We start from the raw sequence: 15,435 nt of genomic DNA on the forward strand, positions 1-15,435 counted from the left end.
GGCGCTTTTTGGTATAATGACGCAATTTATTTAATGGGATAGTTATGATTACGTTTGGGGATATGCTTTTAAAACTTCAACAATTTTGGAATGATCAAGGGTGTGCGATTGTCCAGCCTTACGATATTGCCGCCGGTGCGGGAACCTTTCACCCCGCAACCTTTCTCCGCTCACTCGACTCAAAACCGTGGTCAGTCGCCTATGTTGCCCCTAGCCGCCGTCCGACAGACGGACGCTACGGCGAAAATCCGAATCGTTTGGGGAGCTATTATCAGTTCCAAGTCCTCATCAAACCCAGTCCTGAGAATATTCAGGAACTTTACCTCAAAAGTCTCGAATACCTCGGTCTTAATCTCAAAGATCACGACATCCGTTTCGTCGAAGATAACTGGGAGTCTCCAACCCTCGGGGCATGGGGTTTAGGTTGGGAGGTGTGGCTCAATGGTATGGAAGTAACCCAGTTTACCTACTTTCAGCAAGTAGGCGGTGTGGCGTGCGACCCCGTTGCCGTTGAGATCACCTACGGAACCGAACGTCTTGCGATGTACCTGCAGGGAGTTGATACGGTATTTGACATCGTCTGGAGCGAAAACAAATATGGGAAAACCCTCTACCGTGATATCCACAAAGAGGGGGAGATCGAGTTTAGCAAATACAACTTTGAAATCGCCGATACGGGAATGCTGTTCCATGAGTTTGAATCAAAAGCCGCCGAGTGTAAACGGTGTCTTGATGCAGAACTTCCACTCCCTGCGTACGACCTGTGCATGATGGCATCGCACACGTTTAATACCCTCGATGCACGCAAAGCAATCTCTGTCACCGAGCGTGCCAACTACATACTCAAAATCCGTGAACTAGCCCGTGGCTGTGCGGAGCTCTATAAATCGCAAGAAGAGGAAAGAAACCTCCGCGTTAGGGCTTGATGCAAACCCTTATCGGTCAAATCGATCGGATCATCTACCAAAATAACGGATTCTTTATCGCCGCACTTAAAAGCGGGGATAAAATCAGTGCCCACTACTATGAAAGCGATGTCGATCACCTCAAAGACGCCGCCATCACCCTCAAAGGCTCATGGGACGAACACCGTACCCACGGACGAACCTTCAAAGCCCATTCACTCATTGTCAATCAAAATGAACTCTTCTTTTTCCTCAACCGAGTCGTCAAGGGGTTTACAAAAAAGCTCACCGCCGAACTAATCGAACGCTACGGCACCGACGGGCTCATCAATATTTTGGATAACGACATCGAACGCCTTATGGAAATCAAAGGGATGAATGAAAAACGTCTCCTCAAACTCTCCGTAGGATGGAAGCAGTTTCGTTCAATGCGTCTTTTGGGAGAATTTTTAGCCCCCTTCGGCGTAACCCCCGCTCTTCTTCGGCTGATTGCCGGAGCAATGAAAGAGCTCAAAGATCCGATCGAAGCGATCAAACACAACCCCTATACTCTGATGCGTATCAACGGAATCGGGTTCAAAAAAGCCGATGAGATCGCACGCAATATGGGGATCAAAGTTGATGACGAACGACGTGTCCAAGCAGCAATGGAATACACTCTAAGCGAGTATTGCGAGCAGGAGGGAAACAGCTGCATTGAACGAAGCGCCCTTTTCAACAAACTCGATCTTCTCTTATCGCTGGGGAATCATTCACGGTACGATGAAGCCCTTGAGGATCGTCTGCGCGAAGGGAGTATTACCCTTTTGCCCAGTTTAAAACTCTCTCCCACCCGTATTTACGAAGCCGAAGTACTCTTAATGAATGAATTTAAACGGCGCGGCAAAACTAAAAATGGCCCCCTCACGAATGATCTTGATACCTTTCTAACAAACCAGTCACTGCATCTTGGTGAACAGCAGCTTACGGCGTTGGAACACATCAATCAAGGATACGGATTGATTTTTCTCGTCGGATATGCCGGGACAGGGAAAAGCACAACGGCAAAAGCGCTCCTCGATCTTCTCTCCATTCGCCATGAACCGAGTCTCATCATGACCTGTGCCCTCAGCGGTATCGCATCTCAGCGGATACGGGAACGCAGCGGCTATCAAAGTGCTACAATCCAAAGTCTCCTGGTCAAATTCGAATCCCATGATACCATGCCCTATCAGGTACTATTGATCGATGAATCCTCGATGATCAATTCAACCCTATTTGCACGGTTAATGGCGAAAATTGAACGCTCGGCTACCGTCATTATCGTCGGTGATGATGCCCAGCTTCCCCCTATCGGTGCCGGCAGCCCCCTCAGCGATGCTATTGCCCTGAATTTTGCCCCTACCGTCATGCTCACCCAGATTTACCGCCAAAGAGAGGGGCAAGCGATTGCGCTCATCGCGAATGATGTCCGACGAGGCACCATTCCTCCCTACCAAGAGGAGTATGAAGATTTCACCTTTATCCCCGTCGAACTCTCTAACCGCCATGCGCTCAAACGCTCTTTGAGCGATGCCGAATACGAAGAGGCAATCCAAACTCACAATAATAATCTCCTAGCTGCCGTCGCAGAAGTGACACTTCAGCATCTTCCCCACTCACGTGAAAAACTTCAGACTAAGCAGATACAGGAATATCTCAACGCCTTTCAGGTGATATCTCCGATGCGGGGCAACACTCTCGGAGTCGATAACCTCAATCTTCTTCTCCAGGAATATTTCAATCCCAACGCGAAAAAAAAGGTCAAAACTTTCAAAGGGGAATTTCGGCTCCACGACAAAGTGGTTCATACCAAAAATGACAATATCCTCTCCACTACCCCCGAAGAGTTTAAAGAGGGGATCGAACCGAGTGAACGACGAATTTTTAACGGAATGTGCGGGCTCATTTTTCGCCTTGATGAAGAGGAGGAGATGTGTTATGTATTCTATCCCAATGAAGAGCTGATCGTTCAATACAAATTCGATCAAGTGAGTGATTACCTCAGTCTCTCCTATACGTTGAGCGTTCATAAAGTTCAAGGGATGGAGTACGATACCGTCGTCATGGTAATGAGTTTTTCCCATCACATCATGCTCAATACCAAACTCCTCTATACAGCGCTTACCCGTGCCAAAGGGCACTGTATTCTTATCGGCGAGAGCGGGGCATTTGAATCGGCGTGCAGGCGCTTGGAACATACCAAACGCTCTACCGTTATGCAGGAGCTTGCAATTAAATAAAGGATAAAAATTTTCCTTTATTTTGTTGTGCTACAATTATCACTCTTAAGTCCATAAATTACAAGGATTCACCATGAAAACATTGATTCTATCTACGATTGTTGCCACATCTGTAATGGGGGCTTCGTTGATCGATGAAGCTAAAAGCTCCGGACTCAAATCGATTCCCGCAAACCCGAAAGCGCTCGAAAAACTAACCTCTAACCCGAAAAATCCGACCACTGCGGCTAAAGTTGAACTCGGGAAAATGCTCTATTTTGAACCTCGTCTCTCAAAAAGCGGTTTGATCAGCTGTAATACCTGCCACAACCTTGCAACCGGAGGAACTGACGGTATGAGTGCGGCCATCGGACACAAATGGACCTCAAACCCGCACGGGCTCAGTTCACCGACCGTCTATAACGCCGTATTCTACAGCCAGCAATTCTGGGACGGTCGCTCTCCACATCTCGAAGATCAAGCCCAAGGACCGATTCAGGCAGGACCGGAAATGGCGGCACCGAAAGAGTTTGTTACCGGTGTAGTCAACTCCATGCCCGAATACGTCAGTCTGTTTCAAAAAGCCTACGGAAAAGATGTCAAAATCACATTTGAAAAAGTGGCTGATACCATCGCCGTATTCGAGCGTACCCTCGTAACCCCTTCACGCTACGATAATTTCCTAAACGGAAATAAAAAAGCGTTAACTACAGCGGAACAAAAGGGGCTTAAAACGTTTATTACCAAAGGGTGTGCAACGTGTCACAACGATATCGCTTTGGGAGGAACCATGCAGGCTTTCGGTGTTGTCGCACCGTATAAATACATGAACGTAGGCGATTTTAAAGGGGATAAAAACGGAATGGTTCGCGTACCGACCTTACGCAACGTCACCCAGACCGCTCCGTACTTTCATAACGGCCAAATTGCCACCCTCCCTGAAGCGATCAAAGAGATGGGACGCATCCAGTTGGGTGTTGATTTGAATAACGAAGAGATCGCATCGATTCAAACCTTCTTGAAATCACTGGAAGGTAAAAAACCTCAAGTGATTTATCCGATGCTTCCGGCATCGAATCCGGCTACACCAAAAACAGACGTAGTGAATAATTAACTACCTCTTGTCATCCTGAACTCGATTCAGGATCTCAGATTGCGGATCTACTCCGCAATGAGGCTATTCACACTCTATCCCCTCGTAATCTTCTTTGTACTTTCCGCATTCACTTTTTATTGCCTGCAAAATCTTCGGCTTTTTCACGGGATCCAGCCATTTGAGCAATTCAATCAGCGGTGCTTCGTCCATAGCGGTACATCCTGAGGTAGGATGTTTGTCACTGTGATTGAGATGGATAAAAATACACGAGCCGCGGCCGCTTTGAGCAATGTCGTTATATCCGATCACCGCTCCGTAGCGATACACCCCATCAGGTCTAAGCATCGCTTCATAACTTGAGGGGAGAGAATTTTTGTCATAAATACGGAGAATTTTGTTATAACGCGAATCATTCCTATCATCAATGCAATAAAGATTTTCATCCGCATGCCAGTAAGGCAATTTAAACGTCGTATTCTGATCGTATCCGAAAATCGAAGTTATCGGAAAAATACCGGAGGGGGAACGTCCGTCCCCCTCGTTTTTCAAAGGAGTTTTGAACGCGACATAGCCTAAACCGCTTCGCCCCAATGTGACAGGAGTCTTCTCACCGATTTTTACCCACCGGTTTTCCTTCTCATAGCGCTGCATAGATGCTGTAGTCGCATTTAACTCTGGGGAGAGAACCACCACTAACTGCTCCGCAGCGATTAGCGCTGAGGAGAGAAAAGAGATCAATAAAAGTAGAATTGTTTTTAACATGGCATCGTTCTTAGTTTATTTTAAAGTTAGGTAGTATAGCATATTGAAAATCGCAAGAGTGAGGCAATAATGACCATTTCCGTTCGTAAAGCATCTGAGACGGATGTTGACATTATTGCTCAAGCATTATTGGAAAGCTCACGGGGCGGCAAAAAGATCGGATTATTTGATCTGGTATTCAATACCTCCGATAATGAGGCTCTTCTATCCCATCTTAAATGCTTAGCGCTCACAAGCACCAAAAGTTACGCGCATTTCTCTAACTTTTTTATTGCCCTCTCCGGCGGAACTGCCGTCGGAACCATTTGCGGCTATGAACCGCGCATCGCAACCCATGAAATTTTCTCAAAAGCGCTCGAAGAGATCGGGTTTGATGAGACCTACCACGAGCGTATCGCCGCATTTCTCCTTTGTGAGGGAGAAGCGGACAACAAAACTTTTGTACTTGATTTTATGCTCGTCAAGCCTGAATTTAAAAGTATCGATGTGTATAAAGAGCTTATCGGTAAAAGCATGCTGACCGCACGGCTCAAAGGGTACCGGAAAGTTCAAACGTCTGTCGAAATAGGCTCAGCCGAAAATGAGCTCATTTACAAAAAACTCGGATTTGAAGTGATCGATGAGAAACGGAGCGAATATTACAAAGAGCAGTTTGACCGCCCCGGAATTATGCGTCTACAAATGATTTTATAAGGATTTCTCATAGAATACGGTCTCTTAGGGTTACTTCCCCCGCTCATTGCCATCCTCCTCGCTTTTTTCAGCCGTTCTGTTTTCATTGCATTAGCGATGGCCGTTCTCGTTGGTGAATTTATTATTGCCGATTTCCACCCGTTTGCTACCCTTATCCTAATCCTGGAACGCTTTTCCGCACTCCTTAGTGAAGCATGGGTTCTCAAAACCCTCGCTTTTGCCATTATGGTCGGCTCGGTAATGGCACTCATCGAGCGCAGCGGCGGGGTAGATGGTCTGGTTCACGAACTCAGTGTCAAACGCTCTTGGGTACAAAGTAAACGGGGGGCACTTATGCCCAGCTTTATCGCAGGCATCATTGTTTTTATCGAATCTTCCATCACCTCCCTCGTTGCGGGGGCGATCGGACGACCTTTTTGTGATCGTTACGGTATCAGCCGCGCCAAACTCGCCTTTGTCTGCGACTCCACTTCCGCACCGGTATGTTCTCTCATCCCCTTAAATGGGTGGGGTGCGCTTTTACTCGGGCTCATCGGCGGGCAAATCACTGCGGGTTTGATTTCGGGTGAGAGTGCCACATGGCTTATAGAGTCAATCACCTTTAATTTCTACGCTTTTGCCGCCCTTATCGTTACCTTTATTGCCGTATGGTTCGAGATTGATATCGGACCGATGCGCCACGCAACAATCGTCCCCCCAGCTATCGAGTGTGAAGATGATCGAGGGCATGTAGGACTCTTTTTATGGCCGATGATATGGATGATCGGCGGCGTCGTCGCCTTTATGATTGTTACCGGAGGAGGAGATATTATCAAAGGCTCAGGTTCAACCTCAATTTTTTACACGCTGATTATCACACTGATACTGATGTGGGGATACTACGGGATCAAAAAGGCTCTTACTACACGCGAATTTTTTTCAACCTCTTGGATCGGTGCAAAAACAATGGCTCCGATTGCCGCTATTTTGCTGTTTGCCTTCGCCATCGGGGGAGTCAGTTCCGATATGGAAGTGGGGAGATACCTAGCCTCCTTCATCGGTGACTATCTCCCCGCATCCTATTTGGCCGGAGCCATATTTGTGTTGGCGGCAGTTATCGCTTTTGCAACCGGAACCAGTTGGGGAACCTTTAGTATTATGCTCCCTATCGCCGTCCCCTTAGCCGTCGGACTCGATGCTCCTATTGCTTTATGTATGGGAGCTGTTATTTCAGGCGGGGTTTTCGGCGATCACTGCTCGCCTATCTCGGATACCACAATTATCTCCGCTATGGCGTCAGGTTGTGAGGTGGGAGAACATACCCGTACACAGCTCCCGTATGCTCTTATAGCAGCTGGAATCTCGCTGGTTCTCTTTATTCTATTCGGAATTGCACTGGTATGACCAAAACAAAACTCCTCCTCCTCGAAGATGATCCGAACCTCTCTGAGAGTGTCAGTGAGTACCTCGAAGAACAGGGGTTTGAGGTTAGGTGTGTCTATGATGCCCTAAGTGCTGAAGATATACTCTATGAAGAGCGGTTTGATCTTTTGCTTCTCGATGTCAATATCCCAGGCGGAGATGGTTTCTCACTCCTAAAAACCAGCCGAAAAGAGGGAAACTCAACTCCGGCAATTTTTATCACCTCGCGCAATGCCATGAGTGATGTAGAGGAGGGATTTGAAAGCGGCGGTGACGATTATATTCGCAAACCGTTCGCCCTAAAAGAGCTGCTGCTCCGGATACAAACGATCCTAAAGCGGAACTTCTATCATAATCCGACCGATACGTTAATCCTCAGTGAGGGGATCACGTATGACATCGGCAATCAAGTGCTAACCGTTCATTCAGAGGTACAAAATCTGCAGCTCAAAGAGCACAAACTTCTTAAACTCTTTATCCAGCATAGAAACGAGCTTCTTTCCCATGAAGTGATTATGGAACATTTGTGGACGTTTGATGAAACTCCAAGCGACGGAAGCTTGCGAACCTATATCAAGACGCTGCGCAAACTCCTCGGAAAGGATTCCATTGTCAGCCACAAACGCCTCGGGTATCAATTTCGCTAAATACCGTACCCTCAAAAGCTTTTTAATCCTCTATGGGGTGATGTCGGTTTTGATCCTCGCCCTTCTGGGAACTCTCTATTTCCAATACTCCAAAGCCCTCATGCTTTCCGCTCACCGTCTTGCGATGCAATTGGAGTCTGAGAGCTACGTCCCCAAGCTTAAACAGTGGCTTGAGCATGACCGCAATCTCTCCACCTTTCCGAAAGACTTAGCCTATACAACTGCCTTGTACGGATACGATCATGTACCGATTGTATCCCGTTTACATACCGTATCCATCAATTTCAAAGAAAATATCTATCTCTCAAACGACCATGTCTATCTGATCGTTCCCCTCTCCCCGTACGGGATGGGGGAGTTTTATCTGATTTTCGAAACCGTAGACGACGGATTATGGCAGCAGCAAACTCTCGAAATTACCCTGATATTCGGAGCCGTTTTATTTGTGATGCTATCCGGGGTAGGATATCTCCTCTCCCGCTTGATTCTCCGCCCGATGAATGAGGCGATTGCGCTGTTGGATGATTTTATCAAAGACACCACACACGAGCTCAATACCCCCATCAGCGCCATCCTCACCAATATCGAATCGCTGGAGAGCGATGAACTTCCCCCCTCGGCACTCAAAAAGATCAAGCGGATCGATATCGCTTCGCGCACCATCTCGACACTCTACGACGATCTCACCTACCTTGTCCTCAATCATGATTTAGCGGTTCAGGATACCCGACTCGATCTGAACCTCCTTTTGCAGGAGAGGCTGGAGTATTTCCGTCACCGTATCGAGCAAAAAAAGGTTGCAGTACAACTATCCGTCGATTCGGAGGTAACGTTACTGATTGATCGTACCAAAGCAACCCGAATTATCGATAATCTCCTCTCCAACGCAATCAAATACAACCGCATGGAAGGGGCTATATCCATTACTCTGCATCCAGGTGTTCTGTGTATCGAAGACAACGGAATCGGTATCCCCGATTCTATGATTGAGCGGGTATTCGAGCGCTATACGCGTGCCGATAAAAGTGTCGGAGGATTCGGAATCGGTCTGAATATCGTTGCGATGATTGCTAAAGAGTATGCGCTTGAGATCACGATTGAATCAAAAGAAAAAGTCGGTACGAAGATTTGCATAAGGTGGAAGTAGCCTAAGGCTTCCTTATAAGGATGCTAATACATCCTGGGAAGGAACAAACACCTGTTCAAAGATTTCTTTGGCAGTTTTCCAGCGATTCTCTTTGGAGTTTAGCATCACAATCAGACAATCTCTGTCCTCTTTTTTGGCACGTGCGATTAAACACGGTCCCGCTTTAGAGGTATACCCTGTTTTTACACCTACGGCGTATTCATACTGATTCAGCAGCTGATTATGAGTATGGGCAACAAATTTGCGGGACGTATTGAGTGAATAATAGGTATGTTGATTTAAGCGGGTAACATCATTGAAAACAGAATTTTTTATCGCGTATTCCGCCAAAACAAGTAGATCTTGCGGAGTCGAGTGATGATTCCCGATATCAAACCCGCAAGGGTTGGTAAAAACGGTATTGACCATCCCTATGTTCGCCGCTTTGGCATTCATCATCGCTTTAAAATTTTCCATTGTTCCGCCGACCGCGATCGCAACAGCCATCGCGGCATCGTTATCCGATTTGATCAAAGCTGCTTTAATGAGATCGTCCAATACGAAAACTTCTCCCTCTTTGTACCCCGCTTTAGTCGGTTCCACCTGAAGCATCTCTTTCGTAATGACCACAGAGCGGTTTAAATCCCCTTGCTCAATGGCCAATATAGCAGTCATAATTTTGGTTAGACTCGCCGGCTGCACCTCGCGCAGCGCCTCTTTTGAGTAGAGCATCTCGTTATTTGTAAGATTTTTTACCAACAGTGCTTCAACATTTAATTTAGCAAGCTTTTCTGAATCAATTTCGGCATAAAGGGAAGAGAACCCCAGAAGAAAAAAGAAGATTAAAGATTTGAGCATCCCGCCCCTTTGTTATGATACGTTATTATGGCTAAAAATGGTAAATATAACCAAAATATTCTCCCATAAATCGTATCATTGTCCAAGGGTGTGAATTATCAGCGTATTACTTTAACCCTGCGATGTATTCGCTGAGCGTTTTCATATCACCCTCAGATAACGTAGCGGTTTGCCCTTTCATAATGGCACCCATCCCTTTGGTGTTGCGCGTTCCCGCTTTGTACCCTTTGAGTGCATCCAATGTTTTATCAGCTTTCCATCCGGCAATCACTTCCGATTTTCCAAGAGCCGCCTTCTCCCCTTTGGCACCGTGACATGCCGCACATTTTTGATACAAAGCACCCCCCTCAGCAGCACTCAACATAACACTCAAACCCCATAGAGCAAGTAACGTTTTCATCGTAAACTCCTTTTTAGAGAGAATCTCTTTCGAGATTCCCTTTTGATGAGAGCAGTATAAAAAATTATCGTGAAGCGATTGTGGAATATATCAGAGGGTTTGAAGACGCTCGAGCAGTGTCGAAATTTCTTTCTCTTGCTCATAAAGAGCAAAGCTTTTACGAACATACGCTTGAAGAAGAAGTTTCAGATCATTATTTCCTTCAATCTGAAAATCCTGCTTCATCTGTGCCGTGAGAAAACGGGCAAAATCTTCCTCAACATCAATGTCATAGCGTTTAGCATTGATAGTAAGGGCTACTTTGGCTTTCATCCAAGCAAGCTTTCGATTTTGGATACGATGGTTTCGATTTCGGCATCTTTTGCGGCAAGCTCGTCGCTGTACATTTTAATCTCTTCATCTTTGGAAGCGAGTGCACCATGAAGACGCTGGATTTCCGCATCTTTCGTTTGTTCGCTACCACGTATGGAAGCACTGTCTGCCCGCAATGTTTCGAGTTCTGCCGTGAGTGCCGCTTGCTTTTCAATCAAATCGGTAATGAGAGTCGTCAATTTTTCCAACGGAGTAGGATTAAATAGCATGATTAACCTTGGGGTATAGAGTCTTAATCATAATTTTAACACAGTTTAGCTCAAGTCATCTCTAAAGGGATTTACACTCAAGTCAGAGCTGAATTCTACAGCTTTTTCTTTAGACTCTAAAAAACTTTATAAAATAAATTCAATACGCCGATTTTTGGATCGCCCGTCTTCACTATCATTAGGAGCGATTGGATTAACATCCCCCCATCCCTTAGCATTGATTTGACTTGAATGTATCCCTTGCCCCATTAAATAATCAGCGATTGATTTAGCACGAGCTTCAGAAAGAATAAGATTTGTTGAAAATCGTATCTTAAGTAGTTTCGGCGGGACATCATCGGTGTAAACATTAATCGTTACCGATTTATAATTCCCCGCTTTATAAGATTGCGCCCATTTACGCAAATGCTCTTTTCCTTCATTACTAATAATGATATCCCGCCCTTCAAATATTTGATAATTCCTAAACTTTGCTGGGGGAGAATACGAATGTGTATATCTGGATTCTATGAGGGCTGTTTTTTCATTTTTCACTAGATTATTTTCAAAAGCTACCTGTTTTTCTGCAAAATTATTTTGATCGTTTACATTCGACTGTACGACTTCCAAATGGGGCAAAGAACTGTTATCAAAAGGCTTGAATTTATATTTTTTCGTCATAGCGTTTCCCCAACCCGTTTGAGAAAACAATAAAATAATCCACAAATATTTAATCATTCATTAATCCATAACAACCAGAATTTGTCTCATTCCTCTGATGGAAGCAAATTCTTTGAGATATTTGGCAAGCGCTAACACTTCACTGTTTTTCATTCTGATACAGCCGGCTGATTCATGCTTACCGATAGTTTTTTCATTAATTGTCCCATGAATACGATACGTCTGACGTCCATCAACGGTATGTGTAAGTGAGATTTTTGCCGAACCCATGTAGTTATATGGGCTTTCAGGGGGAATAGCTTTGGGTAGCTCGATATTGCGCACTTTTTTGAAATAATCCAACGTTTCAGCGGTAGGATACCAAATCGGATGCAGAGAAATCGACGAAATACCCCCTTCCCCTTCCGGTTTTTTTACATCCGGTTTTGCGGTCGAAACTTTATATTTATTGAGTTTGAATTTTTGTTTATTTTTATATCCATTGACGGTCATAAAATTTTTCGTTGAATTGATATAAATAACGATTCGATCTAAGTTTTTTGGATCATAGATGTTCATATCTGCCGTTGACAACTGCACCATTTCTTCAAAAACAACACTTGTGTTTTCTGACACACTTGTGTTATTCTCAAAAGTATCTAAATGATTTTCATTTTCTATATGCTCATCTGGTTGGAATGGGAATTTAACCACTTTTTTATTCTGTGTTTGTCCAAGATATTCTGCAGTCAGTTTCTCAACATAAGGTTTCATTTTTTTTAGCTCATCGGATAAATTTTCTTTGAATGCTTCTGCATCGGCAACGCTTTCAAAAGTACCATAAGCTATTCTGTATGCGCCTGCTTCGCTTCTGATAATAAAAATATCCTTTTCGGCTTTTTTTATATAGCGATTTTTATCCACAAATGCTTGATCATAAGTCTTATCAGAGCATACAAATACGGTATAAACATTTGTATCTGCAATAGCAGATATTAGAATTAACTTTATAAAAATGAAAAAAAATGAAACTTTTTGTATCACTTAGAATTTACCTTTCGTTGTACGAAACCGTTGCAATCAAATAAAAAAATTTGATCTTAGCGATGTTGTTTAAAAACAAGCAGAACACTATCACTCTAACGTCGCAAATATGTTGCAAACAATGGCATAAAGCAAAAAAAATTATCGTTTAATCTCTGGGAAATGTCGCAGAAGGGATTGAAATACTTAGTAAAGGTCAAATAACTTTGTGAGATTTGATTTATCCACAGGCGCAAGAGTTTGGTTCTATACTGCTCATAAAGCGCTGTGATATTGACGAACGCAATCGAAGCGTAAATCTATGACACAAAGAATAAATCGCGTTATAGCGCGTATTTGAATCGGTTTAAACCCAATGACTATATTTTTTATACCGATAGATTGCTAACGCATAGAATAGTCGCTTACCATACCCGACCCATATATGATGAACTGTTTAATCATGGATTAGAGAGGGATGATTGGAAAAACAGAGTTTGTAATCATACGCTACGGCATACGTTCGCATCTCACTTAGCGATCAATCAAGTACCGCTTTATGAGATCAAGAAGTTGATGAATCATAAGGACATCAATATGACGCTGCGGTATGCGAAGCTCGCCGAAGCTAATAAAGTTTCGGCGGTTGAGAAGATTTATTAAAACCAATGAATTTGAAATAATTAAACGTGTTCAGATATAATAAATTATTTTTAATACAAAGTAGACACTTAATGGCTATCAATATCCCTCAAAGTTTAATAGATGCAATAAAAAACAATAATTTGATTCCTTTCGTTGGTGCTGGAATATCCATGGGAATTAAAGATAAAGAAAATAATCCAATATTTAAAAGCTGGACAAATAGTCTTTTAGATGCTGTACAAATTCTAAAAGATGAAAATGAAAATGCTAAAGCTACTCGTATTCAATCAGGATTAGAAATATCACCAGTTGATTATTTGTCGATTGCATCTGAAATACATAAATATTTAAATAGCCATTGGAATTCATTTTTAACTAAAACATTTGAAAGAAATTTCAACACTATTGATGAAAATAGCCTAAATATAGCAAAAGAAATCCTAAAAATAAATAACCTTGTTATAACTACCAACTATGATAATGTTCTTAAATGGGCTTGTGAAAATAAAAATGATTTAATCGAATGGGGTCAAAAAGCTATTCATGGACAAATAGGATCTTTAAAAAAGATTCCTGATAATCAAACCATATGGTATTTACACGGAAAGATATCGAATCCAGATGACATTGTATTTACAAAAGAGAGCTATGAAAAAACCTATAAAGAAAATTCAGGTGCTATTGAAGTTTTGAAATATCATCTACTTACAAAAAGTTTTATCTTTTGTGGATTTAGTCTTGATGATCCCTATATCAAAATGCAACTTGAAAAATTAAAAGATATATTTGGGACAAATCTCTCAAAACATTTTTTGATTGTAAAAAAAGGGCAAAAACAAGATTTTTCATTTTTAGGAGATATTCATTTCCTTGAAGTTGATGATTATGAAGAGAGCTATTTAAAACTCTTGCAACAAATCAATGACTTAACAATAGCATCCACCACACAACAAACTTTTAATGCTCCTATACACATACAAACAACACCTAAAACACCTTTTTTTAATGTCCCTTTTGAATCAAAAAAAGATGATTTTGTAGGAATTGAAGGGAAATTAGAGGATATTCTCTCTAAATTAACTCAATCTAAAAAACTTAGTATCGGACAAGTTGCAAAGTTTGAAGGCATGGGAGGGCTTGGGAAAACTCAGCTTGCAGTTGAGTATGCACATGAGTACAAAGAATTCTATCCGAATGGTGTAGTTTGGCTAACTATGGATCAAAACTTAGACGAACAGTTACTCACTTTTGCAAAACAATACAACCTCGTAAATCAAAATCTTGATATAAAAGAACAACTCCATAGCGCAAAATATCAATTTAAATCATTTGAAAATATGCTTTTTATTTACGACAATACCAATGGATTAGAAGATATAGAACAAGACTTTTTACCAAAATCTCCTACAAATCAGATACTTATCACTACACGAAATCCTATTCAAGGATATACATCTATCGAACTGCAAACTTTAGATTTAGAAAATTCAAAAAAACTTTTAGAGATAGAATCAGGTAAACCTATATCTGAGGAAGAGATCGGTTTTGTAAAAGAGCTTTGTGAACAACTTGATGGCTTACCACTAGCATTGGAAATGGCTGGTGCTTATGTAAAATATCTGGATTTATCGTGGGAAAACTATCTAAATCTTTACACTAAGCAAAACATTGAATTGTTAAATAAGTCAACACTACCAGAGAGTTTTACAAAACACGAAAACAATATCGCCAACACACTAACCATTAGTCAAAAAATTATCGATGATACTCCACGACTAAAAGAGATATTACAGTTACTAAGTTATGGTGCAAACGAACCAATCGATGATGAGCTGATAAAAAAACTTTTATCTTGTGGTGATACAGATATAATCGAAGCAATTTCCATAGGAATCAAACTCAAATATATTAAAAAATCTGCTCAAGGCTATACCATCCATAGACTTCTCAAAGAGGTTTGGAAAACACAAGAACAACTTGACGATAGGTTTATAGATGAAGTAGCAAAAAACTTATCAAATTATATTTCTGAGATAAAAGATGAATTCCTAAATCTATCAAAACTCGAAATCGCAAATCTTTTTTCAGAACAATGGATAAACTATCTAGCAGACAATGATACAAAAGCGATGCTTATGGCATACAAAGCCTATGTTGATTTTTACAAAGGGAACTATGTGCAAGCACTTATGATTGTCGAAGAAGCAAATACGATCATTGAAAAAAAAGATTCCAATGAATATGCTGAGATACTTGCCTATTTTGGGAGCTTACATAGCGAATTAGGAGATAAGCCCACAGCAAAAGATTTTTATGAAAAATCTTTTGAGATGATAAACAAACTCTATCCAAATCAAGATCATCCAGATATTATTTTTGCAATGATAAATTTGAGTACTTTATTGTGTCAGAATCCAAT

At 42.3% G+C, this 15,435-nt stretch carries 16 protein-coding genes; 9 read left to right on the forward strand and 7 right to left on the reverse strand.

Annotated features, from left to right (window positions below; genetic code table 11):
- The first annotated feature begins 44 nt into the window (after positions 1-44).
- From glyQ to Q0C19_RS02035, 3 genes are all read left to right on the forward strand, one after another.
- Positions 45-926: a glycine--tRNA ligase subunit alpha gene (gene glyQ, locus Q0C19_RS02025; protein ID WP_295052352.1), complete on the forward strand. Its 882-nt coding sequence runs from the start codon at positions 45-47 to the stop codon at positions 924-926.
- Complete coding sequence (locus Q0C19_RS02030; RefSeq protein WP_295052378.1) at positions 926-3,166, forward strand: AAA family ATPase; 2,241 nt, start codon at positions 926-928, stop codon at positions 3,164-3,166. The genes glyQ and Q0C19_RS02030 overlap by 1 nt, the downstream gene beginning before the upstream one ends.
- Positions 3,167-3,239: 73 nt before the next feature.
- Positions 3,240-4,259, forward strand: coding sequence for a cytochrome-c peroxidase (locus Q0C19_RS02035; RefSeq protein ID WP_295052354.1), 1,020 nt, complete (start codon positions 3,240-3,242; stop codon positions 4,257-4,259).
- Positions 4,260-4,322: 63 nt separating this feature from the next.
- Here the strand turns inward: Q0C19_RS02035 and Q0C19_RS02040 are convergent, their stop codons facing one another.
- Positions 4,323-5,003: a L,D-transpeptidase family protein gene (locus Q0C19_RS02040; RefSeq protein WP_295052356.1), complete on the reverse strand. Its 681-nt coding sequence runs from the start codon at positions 5,001-5,003 to the stop codon at positions 4,323-4,325.
- A 69-nt stretch (positions 5,004-5,072) separates the two neighbouring features.
- Here Q0C19_RS02040 and Q0C19_RS02045 point away from each other — a divergent pair, with 69 nt between their 5' ends.
- From Q0C19_RS02045 to Q0C19_RS02060, 4 genes are all read left to right on the forward strand, one after another.
- A complete protein-coding gene (locus Q0C19_RS02045) occupies positions 5,073-5,696 on the forward strand; it encodes an acyl-CoA acyltransferase (RefSeq protein ID WP_295052358.1) in 624 nt (207 codons plus the stop codon).
- Positions 5,697-5,792: 96 nt separating this feature from the next.
- Positions 5,793-7,079: a Na+/H+ antiporter NhaC family protein gene (locus tag Q0C19_RS02050; protein ID WP_295052360.1), complete on the forward strand. Its 1,287-nt coding sequence runs from the start codon at positions 5,793-5,795 to the stop codon at positions 7,077-7,079.
- Positions 7,076-7,744 carry a response regulator transcription factor gene (locus tag Q0C19_RS02055; RefSeq protein WP_295052361.1) on the forward strand — a complete coding sequence of 223 codons (669 nt, stop codon included), beginning with the start codon at positions 7,076-7,078 and terminating at the stop codon, positions 7,742-7,744. The genes Q0C19_RS02050 and Q0C19_RS02055 overlap by 4 nt, the downstream gene beginning before the upstream one ends.
- The gene (locus tag Q0C19_RS02060) at positions 7,707-8,891 is read left to right on the forward strand and encodes a HAMP domain-containing sensor histidine kinase (protein WP_295052363.1); all 1,185 of its coding nucleotides are present in this window, start codon (positions 7,707-7,709) and stop codon (positions 8,889-8,891) included. Before Q0C19_RS02055 ends, Q0C19_RS02060 begins: the two co-directional genes overlap by 38 nt.
- 12 nt (positions 8,892-8,903) lie before the next feature.
- On the opposite strand, the gene Q0C19_RS02065 is transcribed toward Q0C19_RS02060, so the two are convergent.
- The 6 genes from Q0C19_RS02065 to Q0C19_RS02090 all read right to left on the reverse strand — a co-directional run bounded on the left by Q0C19_RS02065 (position 8,904) and on the right by Q0C19_RS02090 (position 12,392).
- Positions 8,904-9,728 (reverse strand): serine hydrolase, encoded by an 825-nt coding sequence (locus tag Q0C19_RS02065; RefSeq protein ID WP_295052364.1) that lies wholly within the window; start codon positions 9,726-9,728, stop codon positions 8,904-8,906.
- Between the two features lie 106 nt (positions 9,729-9,834).
- On the reverse strand, positions 9,835-10,128 hold the full coding sequence (locus Q0C19_RS02070; RefSeq protein ID WP_295052366.1) for a c-type cytochrome: 294 nt from the start codon (positions 10,126-10,128) through the stop codon (positions 9,835-9,837).
- Positions 10,129-10,218: 90 nt separating this feature from the next.
- Positions 10,219-10,440, reverse strand: coding sequence for a hypothetical protein (locus Q0C19_RS02075; protein ID WP_295052368.1), 222 nt, complete (start codon positions 10,438-10,440; stop codon positions 10,219-10,221).
- Positions 10,437-10,709, reverse strand: coding sequence for a hypothetical protein (locus Q0C19_RS02080; protein ID WP_295052370.1), 273 nt, complete (start codon positions 10,707-10,709; stop codon positions 10,437-10,439). The genes Q0C19_RS02075 and Q0C19_RS02080 overlap by 4 nt, the downstream gene beginning before the upstream one ends.
- 126 nt (positions 10,710-10,835) lie before the next feature.
- Positions 10,836-11,426, reverse strand: a complete 591-nt coding sequence (locus Q0C19_RS02085) for an OmpA family protein (RefSeq protein ID WP_295052372.1) — start codon at positions 11,424-11,426, stop codon at positions 10,836-10,838.
- A 3-nt stretch (positions 11,427-11,429) separates the two neighbouring features.
- A complete protein-coding gene (locus Q0C19_RS02090; RefSeq protein ID WP_295052374.1) occupies positions 11,430-12,392 on the reverse strand; it encodes a L,D-transpeptidase in 963 nt (320 codons plus the stop codon).
- Positions 12,393-12,728: 336 nt separating this feature from the next.
- Here Q0C19_RS02090 and Q0C19_RS11835 point away from each other — a divergent pair, with 336 nt between their 5' ends.
- Both Q0C19_RS11835 and Q0C19_RS02095 read left to right on the forward strand, forming a co-directional pair.
- Entirely contained in the window at positions 12,729-13,034 is a 306-nt protein-coding gene (locus Q0C19_RS11835; protein ID WP_366822751.1) for a tyrosine-type recombinase/integrase, read from the forward strand.
- Positions 13,035-13,105: 71 nt separating this feature from the next.
- A partial coding sequence (locus Q0C19_RS02095) for an SIR2 family protein (RefSeq protein ID WP_295052376.1) occupies positions 13,106-15,435 on the forward strand: 2,330 nt, incomplete at its 3' end.

This window comes from Sulfuricurvum sp. (assembly GCF_023250475.1).
Lineage (GTDB): Bacteria > Campylobacterota > Campylobacteria > Campylobacterales > Sulfurimonadaceae > Sulfuricurvum.